Source organism: Pusillimonas sp. DMV24BSW_D (assembly GCF_011388195.1).
Classification (GTDB): domain Bacteria; phylum Pseudomonadota; class Gammaproteobacteria; order Burkholderiales; family Burkholderiaceae_B; genus Neopusillimonas; species Neopusillimonas aestuarii.
Map to the genome: position 1 here is coordinate 1,116,916 of NZ_CP049990.1, position 15,600 is coordinate 1,132,515.

Sequence of the window (15,600 nt, forward strand, 5' to 3'; positions counted from 1 at the left end):
TCGAATTGCTTTTGAGTTTTTGACCATAATGAAAAAAAATTTCCCGTGGAGACAAGCTGGGGCGGCGATTGTTTTGGCGCTGGCAAGTATAGGTGTCGCAGCACCCATTGCAGCGCAAACCGGTATCACTGGTTCGCCTTCGTCTTTTATTACGCCGGAATTTCTGGCCAGTCGCGCACTATTGCCCATTAACGCCCACTATGCTTACGCAAAGGGATACACGGGGAAGGGGGTGCTGATTGCCATTGTTGATAGTGGCCTGGATGTTGATCACCCCGAATTTGCGGGCCGTATTTCAGCGAAATTGCGTAATTTTTCCGATTTGGCCGGTCCGTACGATGTCAGCGACCTTGAAGCCAATGGCGAAATTGCCGGTCATGGAACGCATGTAACCGGGTTGGCAGGGGCGGGGCGTAATGGCTTCGGCATGCAGGGTGTGGCCTATAACGCCACTTTGTTGCCGCTGCGGGCAATCGATGGCTACACGGCAAACGCCCCTTTCAACGCCGTTTTGCACGCTGCTGAAAACGGCGCCCAGGTATTGAATGGGAGTTACGGCCCCGTTACGGCCGAAAAATTCATACAGGACGACAGTGGCCGTTGGGTACCCAACCCTACCTGGCAATTATTACCCACTCCAACACCCGCATTGTTTAATTCCGAGGCAACGTATGAGGTCTTAATGGAGGCCGCTGACGCTGATGTCGTCCTGGTTTATGCGGCGGGTAATGAGTATCAGGATCAGCCGAATGCGGCTGCCTTGCCGTCAGGTGCAGGCTTGTTGCCGCTGATCACGCCCGCTAATACGGCGTCGGGTCTGTACAGGTTTGTTGACGATAGTCTGGATTTAAACGTGCAGGATCCATCAACGTGGACATACATTTCTGCGTCTGACGCGCGTGTTGCGAACCTGGATTTTTCCGACCTTAGGGGTAAGCTTATTGTCGTCGTTTCTGCTGACCGTGAAGGCGAGATAGCCAGCTACAGTAATCGGTGCGGGGACGCTGCTGCCTGGTGTATTACCGCCCCCGGCGGTGATTTTCTGGATACGGCCAACTACTCCAGCGACGAAAGCCAATTGTGGTCAACTTATCCCTACAGTACATATAAAGACATGGCCGGTACGTCGATGGCTTCACCGGTCGTGGCAGGCTCCGTTGCAGTCCTTCGGGAAGCGTTTCCTTATATGACGGCGGAGCAGATTATCGAGGTTGTCCTCACAACCGCCAATAGCACTGGGATTTACGCTGACCAGAGTATTTATGGGCGCGGTTTTCTCGATTTGAAAACGGCGATTCAAGGGCCCATAGAGTTCGGCGCGTGGGGTTTTGGCAGCGTGTTCGATGTTAATACCCGTGGATATAACTCACTCTGGAGTAACGACATCCGGGGCAGTGGTGGCTTGATAAAACGCGGTGCCGGTACGCTTGTTATGTCGGGGCAAAATACCTATACGGGGGCGACTCAGATTCTGGGTGGGAAGCTCGTGGTGAACGGTTCAATTGCTTCATCTGCGCAGTTAACCGTTGGCGGGGAGGCCACGTTGGGTGGGAGCGGTGTTGTGGGTGACACGCTTGTTGCAGGCCGTGTAGCGCCGGGTAACTCGATTGGCACGTTAACTGTTGACGGCAACTATCAGCAGTTGGCGGGATCGGTTCTCGAAATCGAGATCAATGAAACAGGTCAGTCTGATCGTGTCAACGTAACCGGCTCGGCCGATATCCAAGGTGCCAAGCTCGAGGTGTTGGGGCTGCGCGCCGGGGCACTGGGCCAAGACTTTTCGTTCTTCTCTGCCGGCTCTCTGGCTGCGGGTAGTTTTTTCGACACCTCTGCCCTGAACCGGGCGTTTATCGATATGAGCACGGTGATGTCGGGTACGTCGTTCAATTTACAGGTTCGACGCAATAATGCGGCATTCACCAGTGTTGCAGAAACGGGGAACCAGCGCGCAACTGCCGCCGCCATTTCCGCGCAAGGCCTGGGTGGCGCAGCCTACGACGAATTCGTGCTTTTGCCTAACGTGGGTCAGGGCCCGGACGTACTTGATCAGTTTTCTGGCGAAATTTATGCGTCAGCGCAGAGTGCTTTGCTTGAGACCAGTGGCGCACTATATCGGGCGTCGACCAATCGACTGTTCAGTCGCGAAATGGGGGCGTCTTATGGTGGACCTTTGGGGCAGGTCAGTCGCAGCGTACCGGGAAAGCGGCATCAGCTGTGGATGCAGGCATTGGGAAGCTGGGGCAGTCTGGGTGCCACGGCGGATGCCCAACGTATGACCCGTTCGCTTGGCGGACTTTTGTTTGGTGGCGATACACCGCTCGGGCAGAGCGGCTATGCCGGGTTATCGATGGGGCTGACAACATCTTCTTATAACGCTGCCGGGAATAGCACTGCCGACACCGATGGTTATCATTTAATGTCTTACTTGGGCTGGTCGGCCAATCGTTTCAGCGTTCGGGGCGGTATCGGGCAATCATGGTACCGGATCGACACAAAGCGCAATATTGCTTATAACGGCCTGGGGCAGGCGCAGTCGAAAGCCAACGCAACTTCTACCCAGTTGTTTGCAGAACTGGCTTATGCCGTATCACAAGGTAATGTGGTCGTGGAACCATACTGGGGCGTTCAGCGTGTCTGGCTCTCACGCGATGCGTTCGACGAGTCCGGTAGCGCGGTTGCGCTTTCGGGCGATCAGAGTCGTCAAGCTGTTACCTTTTCACGTCTGGGCTTGCGTGCGCGTATGGCCTTATCGGACGATGCCGCTTCATCGACCCTGTTAACGGCAAATATCGGATGGCGACGCGCGTGGGGCGACTTAACCCCCGAAACACGGTTGCGTTTTGCCACCGGCCCAGGCTATACCGTCTCGGGTGCGGCGGTGTCGCGCGACGCGCTGGTTGCCGAACTAGGGGTTGAGGTTGCGGCTTCGGAGAACAGTACGGTGAGTCTGGGTTATGCGGGCCAGTTTGGCGGCGGTAGTCAGGATCACGGTTTGCAGGCAAGACTGGCCTGGCGGTTCTAGTGGCTTATGATTTTGGCCGGCGCCTGGTAATGGCGTCGACTGAAATGCGCGTTTCGTCGGGGGCGCTTTTAAACGATTGCGCGCGCCACGCGTGGCCGTAGGCAACTTCCAGTGTAAGGTGAATGGTTCCGTCCATCTGACGTTGCTTTTCCAGCGCTTCGATTAACTTTTCACGCCATTTTCGCCCTGGCAGCCCCGGTCGTCGGTCAATGCTGGGGTTACCGCCCAAAGTCCATAAATCTGATAATAATTTTTCTGCTGTTTTGAAGGTAAGCGTGATGATTTCCTGGTCCATGACCGGGTCGGTAAATCCATTTTCGACGAGCAAGTCGCCGAAGTCGTGCATGTCGACAAAGCTTGGCGTGACCGTTTGAATATCGGCGTCGATCAGGGCTTCGCGCAATTCTTTCAATGAGGCGGGGCCGAGGCAGGAAAACATGGCCAGGCCATTCGGCTTTAGAATTCGGCGCCATTCTGCAAATACAAGATGGGGATCGGGATGCCAATGTAAAGCCATATTCGACCAAATCAACCCGATGGACTCTGGCGGCAGGCCGGTTTTTGCCATATCGGCCCGCACGAAATGCGTTTCGGCGGCCGGCTTATTACGCAGGCGGTTCCATAGCCCTCTTTTGCCCGCATGGCGTGCAATGGCGGTATTTAGCAAAGGCCGGGATATATCGAGGCCGGTATATTGCGCTGCTGGATAGCGCGCACGTAAAGGCTCGACAGCGTGCCCGGCGCCACATCCTGCATCGAGAATAACGGAGGGGTTGCTGCGGATATAGCTAAGCCGCTGCAACATACGTTGTGCTATCTCCCCGTATAAAAATTGCGCTTCATCAAGCGGGGCGCGACGGGCAAATTGTTTTGCAACGTGCAGAGGGTTGAGCGGCAGTGACGGCGGTGATGACATATTTGCGTACTCGGCGCTTTGCATGGGGCATCAAGCGTGTTCTGATGCGATGTTGATACATTTTACAGGTTTCATTATGGCGCATAGTTGGTATTGGCGCGACTTGCGGCATGAACTGATGATGTGTGTACCCGGGAATTGTCCGCTGTGTCTGACTCGGACGTCGGCGGCTTGGTTGTGTGAGGGCTGCAGCCATGCGGTCTGTGGCTCGATGTTGTTTGGCGGACCACGCTGTCAGGCTTGTGCTTTACTGCTGGACGGCTTGGGAAGGTGTTCTGATTGCCGACATAAAGCGCCGGAGTTTCATTCGGTTGTGGCCGCGTTCGATTATCAATTTCCCGGAAGTGTTCTGATTCATCAGTTCAAACAGGGTCGACGTTATCTTTTGGCCGCTACTTTGGCGGAATTGCTCATTCCCCGATTGCAACGGCTTCAGTCGGCCACTTCAGGCGCTACAATCCTGGTGCCCGTGCCTGCCGGCCTTCGGGCATTGCAACAGCGTGGGTTTAACCCCGCAAGCGAGATTGCCCGTCATCTTTCGCGTCGACTGAGTTTGCCTTACAGAAATGTTTTGCTCCGCTCTAAAGAGGTCGGCCCGCAGAAACTACTGGGCCGCCGGCAGCGTTATGAACGGGTTCAGAGTTTGTATGGTTTAAGAAATTCGGCCTCGTTGTCCGGCTGTCACGTTTGGGTCGTTGATGACGTTTTAACCACGGGTAGCACGTTGAACGCCGTCTCCCATTTATTAATGCAGGCAGGTGCTGCGTCGGTACATGGTGTTGTACTGGCTCGCACGCCTTTGTCGTTGTGAAGAACTCTTATGTTTCATATTGTGCTTGTCTCTCCGGAAATTCCGCCCAACACAGGGAATGTCATTCGTCTGGCCGCCAATACGGGTGCGCATTTACATTTGGTTCGGCCACTTGGTTTTGAGCTCGATGATAAGCGTTTGAAACGGGCCGGACTCGACTACCATGAATGGGCAAATGTACAAGTGCACGACTCTTTGCCTGAAGCGTTAGCTACCATAGGGGTGAGTCAGGCCCGCTGTTTTGCCATGACAACAAAAGGCCGCGCACTAATGGGGCGCTTCGAGTTTCACGAGGGAGACGTATTCGTATTCGGCTGCGAAACAGCGGGTTTGTCGGCAGATCAACTGGCGCTGTTTCCGCAAGAACAGTGGTTCCGTTTACCCATGCGTCAGGGGCAACGCAGTTTGAATTTATCCAATGCGGTGGCGGTGACGGTTTACGAGGCGTGGCGCCAGACAGGCTACTTGGGCGGCATTTAAGTTCGTATGTTTTCAGCCTTGGCCTCACGGGCCAGAAGGTCGGAAACCGCTTGTTGAGGGGACACCCCCTCAAATAAAACATGACACACGGCTTCGGTAATGGGAAGTTCAACGTTATAGTGTTTGCCTAATTGCAGTGCGGCTCTTGCGCAGCGAACGCCTTCTGCTGTAATACCTGTTGCAAGAATGTCGGCTAACGGTTGCCCGTGGCCGAGCGCCAGGCCCACTTGTCTGTTCCGCGATAAAGGCCCAGTTGCCGTGAGTACCAGGTCGCCCAGCCCGGTTAGGCCGGAAAAAGTATCGGCCCGGCCTCCCATTGCCTGTCCAAGCCGCTGCATTTCCGCCAGGCCTCGCGTAATGATGGCTGCGCGGGCATTGGTGCCCAATTCGAGCCCGTCGGCGATACCGCACGCAATAGCCATGACGTTTTTCATGGCGCCGCCTACTTCAACCCCAACGATGTCCCGACTTGAATAGATCCGAACCGGTCCGCCGTGCAACGCCTCGGTTGTATCGTCGATAACGGTTTTTGAGTTGCTGGCGATAGTAAGCGCCACGGGGAGGCCTTGCGCCACTTCTTTGGCGAACGAGGGCCCCGAGAGCACACCGAGCCCAACGTTGCTGACGTCGCCCAGCGAAGCTTGTGCAATCTCGTGCGGAAGCCGCCCGTTTTCGGGGTCGAAACCTTTGCAGGTCCAGACGACACTGACGAACGCGCTGCATTGTCTTAAGTAAGGTGCAATTTTTGTGCAGACCTCTTCAAGGCCGGCAACCGGTACACCCAGAATAATGAGGTGATTGGTGACCTTCGGGTTGACGGCGCAAACATGATGTAACGCTTCATCAAGGTGACTGGTGGCTTTGAGTGCGGGCGGTAACACAATGTTGGGCAGGTAGCGCGTGTTCTGCCTTTGTTGGCTAATGGCGTGGGCGGTTGCGGCGTCTCGGGCCCAGAGAAGGGTATCGCTTTTCCGGCTCGCGATAGCGGCAAGCGCCGTGCCCCAGCTTCCCGCACCCAGTACGCTAACGCGTAACGGGTTGGGTGGGGTTACCGTGGTTGCATTCATTGCTTTGCGGGTTACTGCTTTGTTGCACCGGGTGGGATTTCAATACCGGCGCTTTGCTGCTTGTTCTCTTCGGCAGCTTGTGCCAAACGCTGCTCGTACAGCGACTGGAAGTTGACTTCAGCCAAGTGCAGCGCAGGCATGGTGGTGCGAGTGATTGCATCGGCAATGGTGGCCCGCAAGTAGGGGTAAAGCATGGTTGGGCACACAATTCCCAATAGTGGGTCAAGCTGGTCGGCAGGGATGTTGGCCGCCTCGAAGATACCGGCCTGAGTCGCCTCGACCAAATAAAGGGTTTTATCATTGATGCGGGTTGTGACCGTAACCTGGACGGTTGATTCGTAAATGGTATCCGCCAATTGCTGGCCACCTACATTGATACTGACTTCGACATTGGGCGCTTCCTGCTCCAGGAAAATCTGGGGCGCATTGGGCATTTCCAAAGACAGGTCTTTAACGTAAGTGCGTTGCAGGTTGAAGCTGGGGTCTTTTGCCTGACTGTTGGCGCCAGCCTGATCTTGTTCGGCCATATTGTGTTCCTGATAGGTTAATTACCCGTTTATAGGGGGATTTTGAAATGGTGTTAGTTGCTTAGCATGGGAACGAGCTTGTCGGCGCGATCAAGCGCGGCCAATTCGTCGTAACCACCGACGTGGGTGTCGTTAATATAAATTTGGGGTACGGTGCGACGCCCGGTTCGCTCCATCATGAGCGCACGTTGCTCCTGATCGGTGTCGATACGGATTTTTGTAATTTCGGATACGCCACGTTTTTTCAGCAGCATCTCGGCACGCACGCAGAAAGGACAAACGGCGGTGCAATACATTGTGACTGTTGCCATGTAAACCTCGGTAAAGTGTGAAACAGAGCTTGTGGAAAGGGTAAGAGTTAATGTTTACCGCTTACCGGCATGCCGGCGTCTATCCACTTGCGCAACCCTCCTTCAAGGGTAACGGCTTCTTTAAAACCATTTTTACGCAGTTTACCGGCTACCGTAGCCGATTCACGCCCATGTTCGCAAACGACGATAATAGGTTTGTCTTTGGGCAGCGTGCTCATTTTGGTGTCGATGTCGGCAACCGGAATGTTTTTCGCTTGGGGGATGCTGCCCCCTTTGAATTTTTCGTGGCTGCGTACGTCGATGAACACACCGTTGCTTTGATTTGCCAGTTGAACGGCTTGCGACACGCCGACTGCGCTCGCACGTGCGCCTTTCATAATCGTAGGCCACAAAAGCATGGCCCCGGATACAAGGGCTATTATTACAATATAAAGGTTGCTGTCGCTAAGAAGAAAGTCCACGATACGGTCCAGTTTGATTCGTCAAAAAAACTTCGATAATACGGGATTATAAAATGGACGCGCTTATTCAATTTTTAGGTAACTTGTCTCATGCATAAATTAGTACTCATGCGCCACGGGGAAAGCCAGTGGAATCTTGAAAATCGATTCACCGGATGGACTGATGTCGATCTGACTGAAACGGGTCGAATGCAGGCGCAGAAAGCGGGTGAACTGCTGAAAGCGGAAGGATTTGAGTTCGATCTGGCGTTTTCGTCGGTGCTCAAGCGCGCTATCCGGACTTTATGGATCGCCCTGGATGCCATGGACGCCATGTATACCCCGGTGGGGCTAAGCTGGCGTTTGAATGAGCGCCATTATGGCGCATTGCAGGGTTTGAACAAATCGGAAACAGCGGCCAAATATGGCGACGAGCAAGTGTTGGTGTGGCGTCGTGCGTATGCCATCGCGCCAAATCCACTTGAGCTCGATGATCCGCGCCATCCGCGCTTTGATAAACGCTATGCCAAGATCCCAGCCGATCAGTTGCCGGCAACGGAGTGTCTGAAAGATACGGTTAATCGCGTAGTTCCTTTTTGGAATGAGTCGATTGCCCCCGCCCTCAGGTCGGGTCGTAAGGTGCTGGTGGCCGCACATGGGAACAGTTTGCGCGCTCTGATCAAACATCTCGATGGTATTTCCGACGATGAGATTGTTGGGGTGAATATTCCCACCGGTCAGCCGCTGGTTTACGAGCTCGACGACGAGCTTCGTCCGATCCGTAACTATTATTTGGGCGATGCAGCCGAAATCGAAGCAGCGATGGCGGCGGTTGCTGCCCAGGGTAAAGCGAAAAAGGGCTAGTATTTATGCGGTATGCGCTTGGCTTGGCAATGTTGGCCTTATGGTCGACGGTCGCGGCGGCGGATCAAACTTCCGCGCAGCTAAAGGCACGCCAGGCGCAAATGCAACAACAGCAGGCCGAATTGCAGGACCGTATTAACACGCTCCAGAAAACCATTGAGCGTCAGGCACGCTCGCGCGAGGATGCGCTTGATCAGTTGAAGGCTTCCGAAACGGCCATTTCAGTGGTGGTGCGCGAGCTTGCAGAGCTGGCTGATGAAGAAAAACGTGTCACTCAAGAGCAGGAGCGATTGGCACAAAATATTGAGCAAACCCGTGAGCGGATCCAAGTTCAGCGTGACTCTTTGGCTGATCAGTTAAGGGCGCAGTATGCCGGCGGACTGTCTCCCTGGACTGCTTTGCTTTCCGGCGAAGATCCGCATCGCATCGGCCGTGAGCTAGCCTATTTGGGTTATGTCTCTCGCTCACAGGCACAGGCGGTGCGCAATTTGCAGGAAACCTTGGGGCAGTTGGAAGCGCTCACGCAGCAACTGGCGCAACGTGAGGCTGAACTTGTTGCCTTGCGGGCGCAAACCAGTCAGAAGAAAGCAGTACTGGAAGAACAAAAAGCTGAAAGGGCGCAGGTACTGGCTCGCGCTGAAACGGCTTTGAAACAGCGTCGAACCGAGGCTGAGACACTTGAGCAGGATGCGCAGCGGTTGGAGGGGCTGGTAGAGGGTTTACAAAGCGCGATTAAAGAGCAAGAGGCGGTAGAGCGTCGCGAACGGGAGCGATTGGCAGCCGAGCGCAGAAAGCGTGAGCAGGAGGCTGCGCAACGTGCTGAACGTGAGCGTATCGAGCGTGAGGCAAGGGAGCGCGAGACCGAGGTGGTTCGTGTTACGCCTTCCGAGCCCGTAACGACGGTTGAAGCGACTGAAGCGGAAACCACTCCTGAAGAAACCGCCGGCACCCAGGAACCAATTGCGCCGTTGTCGGGTCTGAGAAAAGGGCTTCCCGCACCGGTTCAGGGTCAGGTGCTCGGACGTTTCGGCGCTGAACGCCCGGACGGCGGCATTTGGCGTGGTGTGGTTTTGCGTGCCCCTGAAGGAACGGCAGTCCGCCCGGTTGCCGCTGGACGTGTGGTTTACGCCAATTGGCTGAACGGTTTTGGCAACTTGCTTATTGTGGACCACGGTGAGGGTTATCTAACTGTTTATGCCTATAACCAAAGTCTGCTTAAGAAAGTGGGGGAGCGTGTGGGGCCGCAGGATACGATTGCCAGGGTGGGCGCAACCGGTGGGCAGGTTGAGCCAGGCCTTTATTTTGAAATTCGGCATGGCGGTACGCCGGTTAACCCGCTGATTTGGTTGGCGCGTTAAGGTACTATAGGCGCAGCAGGCAGTTATATTGATGTTTTTAATACGGGAATGTGCATGGGCACTCGCAAAATAGGTCGGTTTGGGTTGGTTATGTCAGGTATCGTGGGCGGGGTCTTGCTCAGCCTGGGTATTTCGGCCGTGGCGCAACGTGGTGAACCGTTGCCGTTAAAAGAGCTACAGCAGTTTGCCAACGTTTTTTCCGCGATTAAATCCAGTTATGTTGAGCCATTGGGTGATAAAGACCTGATGGACGATGCAATTCGCGGCATGTTCAGCGATCTTGACCCGCATTCCGCTTACCTGGACCCGGAAGCCTTCAAGGAAATGGAGGCCATTACTCAAGGCGGTTTTGGAGGCCTGGGCATTGAAATTGGCAGTGAAGACGGTATGCCTAAAGTGATTGCACCTATCGAGGACACGCCCGCTGCCCGTGCCGGTATTATGTCCGGCGACATCATCACGCATATCGATGGCAAGCCTACCAAGGGTCTAACTCTAAGCGAAGCGGTTAAATTAATGCGGGGCGAACCGCAAACGTCCATTGTTTTAACCATTCGTCGCGCAGGCCAGGACAAGCCGCTTGTCGTGAAAATTGTGCGCGATATGATCAAAGTGCGTAGTGTGCGCAGCAAAATGTTGCCCGACGACATCGCCTACGTCAGAATTAGCCAGTTCCAGGAGCGCACGGTTTCCGATTTGGCCAAACAGTTAAGGGAGTTGGGTGGAGCCGGTGCGCCGAAAGGTATGGTGCTCGACTTGCGCAACGACCCAGGCGGCCTGCTTGATGCAGCAATTGGTGTGTCGTCGGCCTTTTTGCCGCCTGATGTCCTTGTTGTATCCACCAAAGGGCGTATTCCTTCAGCCAACCGCGAGTATTTCGCCAAGCCGGTTGATTATGTGCGTAGCTTCGGCGGCGGTATCAACAATGATTACGCGTTTCCTGAGTGGGCCAGAGCGGTGCCTCTGGTGGTATTGATCAATGTCGGCTCGGCTTCAGCGTCTGAAATTGTTGCGGGAGCTTTGCAGGATCATGACCGGGCCAAAGTACTGGGTAATCGTTCATTCGGGAAAGGTTCCGTTCAAAGTGTGTTGCCGCTGTCGGAGGACTCCGGCATCAAGCTAACCACAGCGCTGTATTACACGCCTAATGGCCGGTCTATTCAGGCAACCGGGGTAGAGCCGGACATTACTATCGATGACACCGCTCAGGGCAATCTGTTCCGTATTCCTCGTGAGGCCGATTTGGAACATCATTTATCCAATGGGTCATCGGCACCGGAAGTCGTCACGCCCACCGACGACGAGGAAGAGATCAATCCGGATATCAAAATGTTTGAAATTGGCGGCGAAGATGATTTCCAGCTTAAGCAGGCCGTTAATTTCCTTCAGGGCAGAAAAGTAAGTCAGAATGAGTTAGAGGCTAAACCCGCCACGGATGCGGAAAAAAAAAATGATGTAAGCCGGGTGGAGCCCGAACAAAGTACCCCTGCCCGTTTGAGTGACACCCCTTCCGGGACGGTGGAGCGCTATCGCGTTACGCCCGACGGCATGATCAAGGTGGAATAATGGATGATGCGCAACTCCTGCGATATGCGCGTCATATTCTTCTTGATGAGCTGGGTATCGAAGGGCAGGAAAGGTTGCTTCAATCGCGCGTTTTAATTGTGGGTGCCGGTGGGCTGGGTTCGCCGGCGGCGCTGTACCTGGCTGCCGCAGGGGTGGGGCATATTACGCTTGCCGACGACGACGACGTTGAGATCAGTAATTTGCAACGGCAGATTCTGCACGCTACGACGTCAGTGGGGCAACCCAAGGCCGAGTCAGGTTTAAAAGCGTTGGGGCGTTTGAATCCCGAGGTTGAAGTTGAGGCTTATGTTGGGCGCTTAAGCGGGCATTTGCTTGACGAGGCTGTTGCGCAAGCCGATATCGTGCTTGATTGCTGTGATAATTTTGATACGCGGCACGATGTTAATCGCAGCTGTGTTTCGCATCATCGTCCTTTGGTGTCCGGCGCAGCAATTCGTTTTTCGGGGCAGGTTAGTGTATTTGATATGCGACGTCCTGATGCCCCTTGCTACCAGTGTTTATTTCCACAGGCCGACGAGGCAGAGGAGATCAGTTGCGCTACAACCGGAGTGCTGGGGCCGTTGGTCGGGATTATCGGTAGTATGCAGGCGGCTGAAGCCATCAAGGTTATCGCGCAAATGGGGGAACCGCTGGTGGGGCGTCTTTTGTGTCTGGATGCGTTACGGATGCAGTGGAACGAAATTCGGTTTCGTAAAGACCCCGCTTGTTTGGTATGCGGCGCGGGTCACTAACAAGCGTTCGCGGTGTTAAACCCGTAACGGTCGTCTACCGGTTAATAATTGCCCCAGGCTGTTAACACGTAAGTTCACGTATTGGTTGCGGCCCCGGTGCGATGCGGAGAAGGGTGTTGACGGATGATACACATGCACGGTACGCATGCCGGTTTTCCGTGCCGCCTTCAGGTTCTTCAAGGTGTCTTCAACCAAAATAACCTTTGAGGGGGTGGTGCCTAAACGGGCCCGTATTTGTTGCATGAGCGCATGCGAAGGCTTGGGGCGGATTTTCCCTTGAAGGTGCATGTGGTCGATAGACCAGATCATATCGAAGAAGGGCAGAATCCCTAATGTCTGGAGCACGGTTCGCGCGTAGGTTTCGGGCGCGTTGGTGAGCAATATTTTCGTGCCGGGCAAACGCTGGAATTTGCGTATTAAACCGGTTTCTGAGTGAACTAATGGGCGTGGGTCGAAATCGTGGCTTAAGTCGAGGAACGTTTTGGCATGAATGCCATGGTGTCGTACCAGGCCGATAACAGTTGCGCCGTAACGTTTCCAATACAGGGCGCGCAAACGGTTCGCTTCAGCGTCGTTAACGCTTAGACTTTTCGCGACCGCTTCAGTCATCTTGCCGTCGATCACCTTAAAGATGGATTTCGAGCTGTCGTGCAGCGTATTGTCGAGATCGAACAACCATACCGGCGCGTTATGTGCGTAGGCACGCCGGGGCCGGTGCCGTGGAATGCGCAAGCCCTGCGATTTCATTGCTAGAAAGCGCTGATCATGGTTCCGACGCCGCGGTCGGTGAGTATTTCAAGTAACAGGCAGTGAGGAACACGCCCATCGATAACATGAACTGAATTGACACCATTGCGTGCCGCATTCAGGGCGGACGAAATTTTCGGCAGCATGCCGCCGGAAATGGTGCCGTCCTCAAATAGTTCATCGATGGTCTGGGCCGACAAGGTGCGCAGTAACTCGCCTTGCTTGTCGAGCACGCCGGGTGTGTTGGTAAGCATGACCAGTTTTTCGGCACCCAGTACTTCGGCCATTTTACCGGCGACCAAGTCGGCATTGATGTTATAAGCCCGGCCGTCTTCCCCATAGCCGATCGACGAGATGACGGGGATGAACTGATCGTCTTGCAGGGCCTTGACCACTGCAGGTTCAATACGGCTGATATCCCCTACGTAGCCGATATCCAGCCACTCGCCCGGCTTTTCTTTGTCTGCTATGAGTTTTTTATGCGCTTGAATCAGGCAACCATCTTTTCCAGTAAGGCCTACAGCCTTGCCGCCGGCTTCGTTGATCATCATGACGATGTCTTGTTGCACCTGTCCGCCAAGCACCCACTCCACGACTTCCATCGTTTCCGCGTCGGTGACCCGCATACCCTGAACAAACGCGCCTTCTTTACCAACACGTTTGAGGGCTTCATTAATTTGCGGGCCGCCCCCATGAACCACAACCGGGTTCAACCCGACCAGTTTGAGCAAAACGACATCGTGGGCGAAGCTGCGTTGCAACTCCTCTTCCGTCATGGCGTTACCGCCATATTTAATGACCACGGTTTTGCCGTGAAATCGGCGGATGTAGGGTAAGGCTTCAGAAAGTACCGCTGCTTTTACCGTGGCTGAATGAGACGAGTTGTCGGAGGAAGACATGTTCATGAGGGCGAAAATTGATTTGTTAGCCCGCCAGCGCTTGCTCGACGGTATTGATGAATTCGGCCTTATTGTAATTGCCCAGATAGCGTTTGACGATATTGCCCTGTTTGTCGATCAGGAAGGCGGTGGGTGTTAGCTGAACATTGCCGAACGCACGCGCAATGTCGCCGCTTGCATCGTGAACGACCGTAAAGGGAAGATTGCGTGTTTGGGCATAGGTGCGGACGTAGTCCACCGGGTCATAATCCATTGCGACGGCAACGACCTCGTACCCTTTTGGTGCGTATTGCTGATACGTTTCGATGGTGTCGGGCATTTGCTGAATGCAGGTGACGCAACTGGTGGCCCAGAATTTAACCAATACGACTTTGCCGCGCAAATCTTCGGTGCTGAATTGCTCGTTTTTTAACGAGGTAAAGCCCACTTGCGGCGCGCTGCGGGAGGGTGACGACAGTTGCCATGCAAGCAGCCCTACCAGGGCAATCGCGACAACAATACCAATTTTCAGTGCTTTCATTGGACGGGCATCGTTTGAACTTCAGGGTTGCTGGATGGGCTTGAAGCGGCAGGCTGAGAGGAGGTTGTTTGTTCACCGGACGGTGCCGCCTGATTGCCTTGCTGTTGGACCAGACTTTCGCGTGACACGATGGTAAACAGTTTGACGACTTCATTGACACCTTGCACGTTGGCTGCCACTTTTGCCGCCATACGTCCTTCTGTGTCAGTGACTTTACCCATGAGATAGACCACACCGCGTTCAGTTGTTACGACAATGGTGGCGGCCGGCACTTCTTTGGCTTCGATAAGGCTTGCTTTCACCTTGGTGGTAATCCACGTGTCGTTGGTACGAACACTTAATGGGGTAACGCTGCCGATGCGAACGCGATTGATCACTTCTTTGACGTTTTCGATACCTCGGGCAATGGCCTCGGCGCGGGCTTTATCGGCCTCGTTGGGTACATCGCCGTATATGAGAACCTTGCCTGCATACGACACGCTGGTCAGGCGGACATCGGGTCGGTCGTTGAAGGCCCGACCAACCTCGATTGAAAACTTCATTTCAATGGCTTGGTCTTCGACCTGTTCGCCTGCGGTGCGGCGATCAGTGGCCAAAAGAGCGGTGGTTGCGGCGGCTCCGCCCACAACCAGTGGTGCGCATGCTGACATCAGTGTGGCTACGCTCAGTAAAAATGCCACTAAGAGCGCGCGAGAGGAGGTAAATGTTGCAGTCATTAGAGCGAGTCTCCGAGTAAGAGGGCGTCGATTCCGTCACATAGGGCATGCAGCAGGATGATATGTACTTCCTGAATGCGCATGGTGCGGTCGTGAGGTACGCATAAATGGATATCGGTTTCGTAAAGCTGTTCACCGATTTTTCCGCCCCCTTTTCCAGTTAGGGCGATAACGGCCATGTCGCGGTCGTGTGCTGCCTCAATGGACCGCAAAACGTTGGGTGAGTTCCCGCTGGTGGAAATGGCAACGAGAATGTCGCCTGGTTGGCCGAGCGCCATGACTTGGCGTTCAAAAATATGATCGAAGCCGTAGTCGTTACCGACTGCAGTCATGATGGATGAGTCGGTATTCAGGGCTATGCCGGCCAGAGGAAGGCGGTCTCGTTCAAAACGGCCTACCAGCTCGGCAACAAAGTGCTGGGCGTCGGCGGCGGAGCCACCGTTACCGCATGCCAGTATTTTGTTATTGTTCACCAAAGCGGCGAACGCCATGTCGACCGCTGTGGCAAGGGGTTCCGCAAGCGCCTGGGAGCTCGCCTTGAAGGTATCGATAGCGTCGTCGAAATGCGACGACATTCGGGAGGTCATATCCATAAACGCTATTA

17 protein-coding genes are annotated in these 15,600 nt (G+C 54.5%); 7 read left to right on the plus strand and 10 right to left on the minus strand.

The window, feature by feature from the left end; genetic code table 11:
- The first annotated feature begins 28 nt into the window (after nt 1–28).
- On the plus strand, nt 29–3,022 hold the full coding sequence (locus G9Q38_RS05415) for an autotransporter domain-containing protein (RefSeq protein ID WP_166128589.1): 2,994 nt from the start codon (nt 29–31) through the stop codon (nt 3,020–3,022).
- A gap of 4 nt (nt 3,023–3,026) precedes the next feature.
- On the opposite strand, the gene G9Q38_RS05420 is transcribed toward G9Q38_RS05415, so the two are convergent.
- Nucleotides 3,027–3,938, minus strand: coding sequence for a methyltransferase domain-containing protein (locus G9Q38_RS05420; RefSeq protein ID WP_166128592.1), 912 nt, complete (start codon nt 3,936–3,938; stop codon nt 3,027–3,029).
- A gap of 76 nt (nt 3,939–4,014) precedes the next feature.
- Between G9Q38_RS05420 and G9Q38_RS05425 the strand changes: the two genes are divergently transcribed.
- Nucleotides 4,015–4,749: a ComF family protein gene (locus G9Q38_RS05425; protein ID WP_166128594.1), complete on the plus strand. Its 735-nt coding sequence runs from the start codon at nt 4,015–4,017 to the stop codon at nt 4,747–4,749.
- A 9-nt stretch (nt 4,750–4,758) separates the two neighbouring features.
- The gene (locus G9Q38_RS05430; RefSeq protein ID WP_166128597.1) at nt 4,759–5,229 is read left to right on the plus strand and encodes a tRNA (cytidine(34)-2'-O)-methyltransferase; all 471 of its coding nucleotides are present in this window, start codon (nt 4,759–4,761) and stop codon (nt 5,227–5,229) included.
- Here G9Q38_RS05430 and G9Q38_RS05435 read toward each other — a convergent pair.
- From G9Q38_RS05435 to G9Q38_RS05450, 4 genes are read right to left on the minus strand one after another with little or no spacing between them, the layout of a single operon-like run.
- Entirely contained in the window at nt 5,226–6,296 is a 1,071-nt protein-coding gene (locus tag G9Q38_RS05435; RefSeq protein ID WP_166128600.1) for an NAD(P)H-dependent glycerol-3-phosphate dehydrogenase, read from the minus strand. The genes G9Q38_RS05430 and G9Q38_RS05435 overlap by 4 nt on opposite strands.
- A gap of 11 nt (nt 6,297–6,307) precedes the next feature.
- Nucleotides 6,308–6,823, minus strand: coding sequence for a protein-export chaperone SecB (gene secB, locus G9Q38_RS05440; protein WP_114421347.1), 516 nt, complete (start codon nt 6,821–6,823; stop codon nt 6,308–6,310).
- A 53-nt stretch (nt 6,824–6,876) separates the two neighbouring features.
- A complete protein-coding gene (gene grxC / locus G9Q38_RS05445; protein ID WP_119441300.1) occupies nt 6,877–7,134 on the minus strand; it encodes a glutaredoxin 3 in 258 nt (85 codons plus the stop codon).
- A 47-nt stretch (nt 7,135–7,181) separates the two neighbouring features.
- Entirely contained in the window at nt 7,182–7,511 is a 330-nt protein-coding gene (locus G9Q38_RS05450; RefSeq protein WP_228276206.1) for a rhodanese-like domain-containing protein, read from the minus strand.
- Nucleotides 7,512–7,685: 174 nt separating this feature from the next.
- On the opposite strand from G9Q38_RS05450, the gene gpmA reads away from it, so the two are divergent.
- Genes gpmA through G9Q38_RS05470 form a run of 4 tightly spaced genes read left to right on the plus strand, consistent with a single transcriptional unit; the run spans nt 7,686 to nt 12,114 of the window.
- A complete protein-coding gene (gene gpmA, locus G9Q38_RS05455; RefSeq protein ID WP_166128605.1) occupies nt 7,686–8,438 on the plus strand; it encodes a 2,3-diphosphoglycerate-dependent phosphoglycerate mutase in 753 nt (250 codons plus the stop codon).
- Nucleotides 8,439–8,443: 5 nt separating this feature from the next.
- On the plus strand, nt 8,444–9,796 hold the full coding sequence (locus tag G9Q38_RS05460) for a murein hydrolase activator EnvC family protein (RefSeq protein ID WP_166128608.1): 1,353 nt from the start codon (nt 8,444–8,446) through the stop codon (nt 9,794–9,796).
- Between the two features lie 54 nt (nt 9,797–9,850).
- Entirely contained in the window at nt 9,851–11,362 is a 1,512-nt protein-coding gene (locus tag G9Q38_RS05465; RefSeq protein WP_166128611.1) for a S41 family peptidase, read from the plus strand.
- On the plus strand, nt 11,362–12,114 hold the full coding sequence (locus tag G9Q38_RS05470; protein WP_166128614.1) for a HesA/MoeB/ThiF family protein: 753 nt from the start codon (nt 11,362–11,364) through the stop codon (nt 12,112–12,114). The genes G9Q38_RS05465 and G9Q38_RS05470 overlap by 1 nt, the downstream gene beginning before the upstream one ends.
- A 15-nt stretch (nt 12,115–12,129) precedes the next feature.
- Here G9Q38_RS05470 and G9Q38_RS05475 read toward each other — a convergent pair whose 3' ends face one another.
- From G9Q38_RS05475 to G9Q38_RS05495, 5 genes are read right to left on the minus strand one after another with little or no spacing between them, the layout of a single operon-like run.
- Nucleotides 12,130–12,861, minus strand: coding sequence for a pyrimidine 5'-nucleotidase (locus tag G9Q38_RS05475; RefSeq protein WP_166128617.1), 732 nt, complete (start codon nt 12,859–12,861; stop codon nt 12,130–12,132).
- Nucleotides 12,862–12,863: 2 nt separating this feature from the next.
- A complete protein-coding gene (argB, locus tag G9Q38_RS05480) occupies nt 12,864–13,766 on the minus strand; it encodes an acetylglutamate kinase (RefSeq protein ID WP_370523884.1) in 903 nt (300 codons plus the stop codon).
- A gap of 19 nt (nt 13,767–13,785) precedes the next feature.
- On the minus strand, nt 13,786–14,280 hold the full coding sequence (locus G9Q38_RS05485; protein ID WP_166128619.1) for a TlpA disulfide reductase family protein: 495 nt from the start codon (nt 14,278–14,280) through the stop codon (nt 13,786–13,788).
- Nucleotides 14,277–14,996 carry a BON domain-containing protein gene (locus tag G9Q38_RS05490; protein WP_166128622.1) on the minus strand — a complete coding sequence of 240 codons (720 nt, stop codon included), beginning with the start codon at nt 14,994–14,996 and terminating at the stop codon, nt 14,277–14,279. The genes G9Q38_RS05485 and G9Q38_RS05490 overlap by 4 nt, the downstream gene beginning before the upstream one ends.
- Nucleotides 14,996–15,589 (minus strand): phosphoheptose isomerase, encoded by a 594-nt coding sequence (locus G9Q38_RS05495; protein WP_166128624.1) that lies wholly within the window; start codon nt 15,587–15,589, stop codon nt 14,996–14,998. The genes G9Q38_RS05490 and G9Q38_RS05495 overlap by 1 nt, the downstream gene beginning before the upstream one ends.
- Between the last annotated feature and the right edge of the window lie 11 nt (nt 15,590–15,600).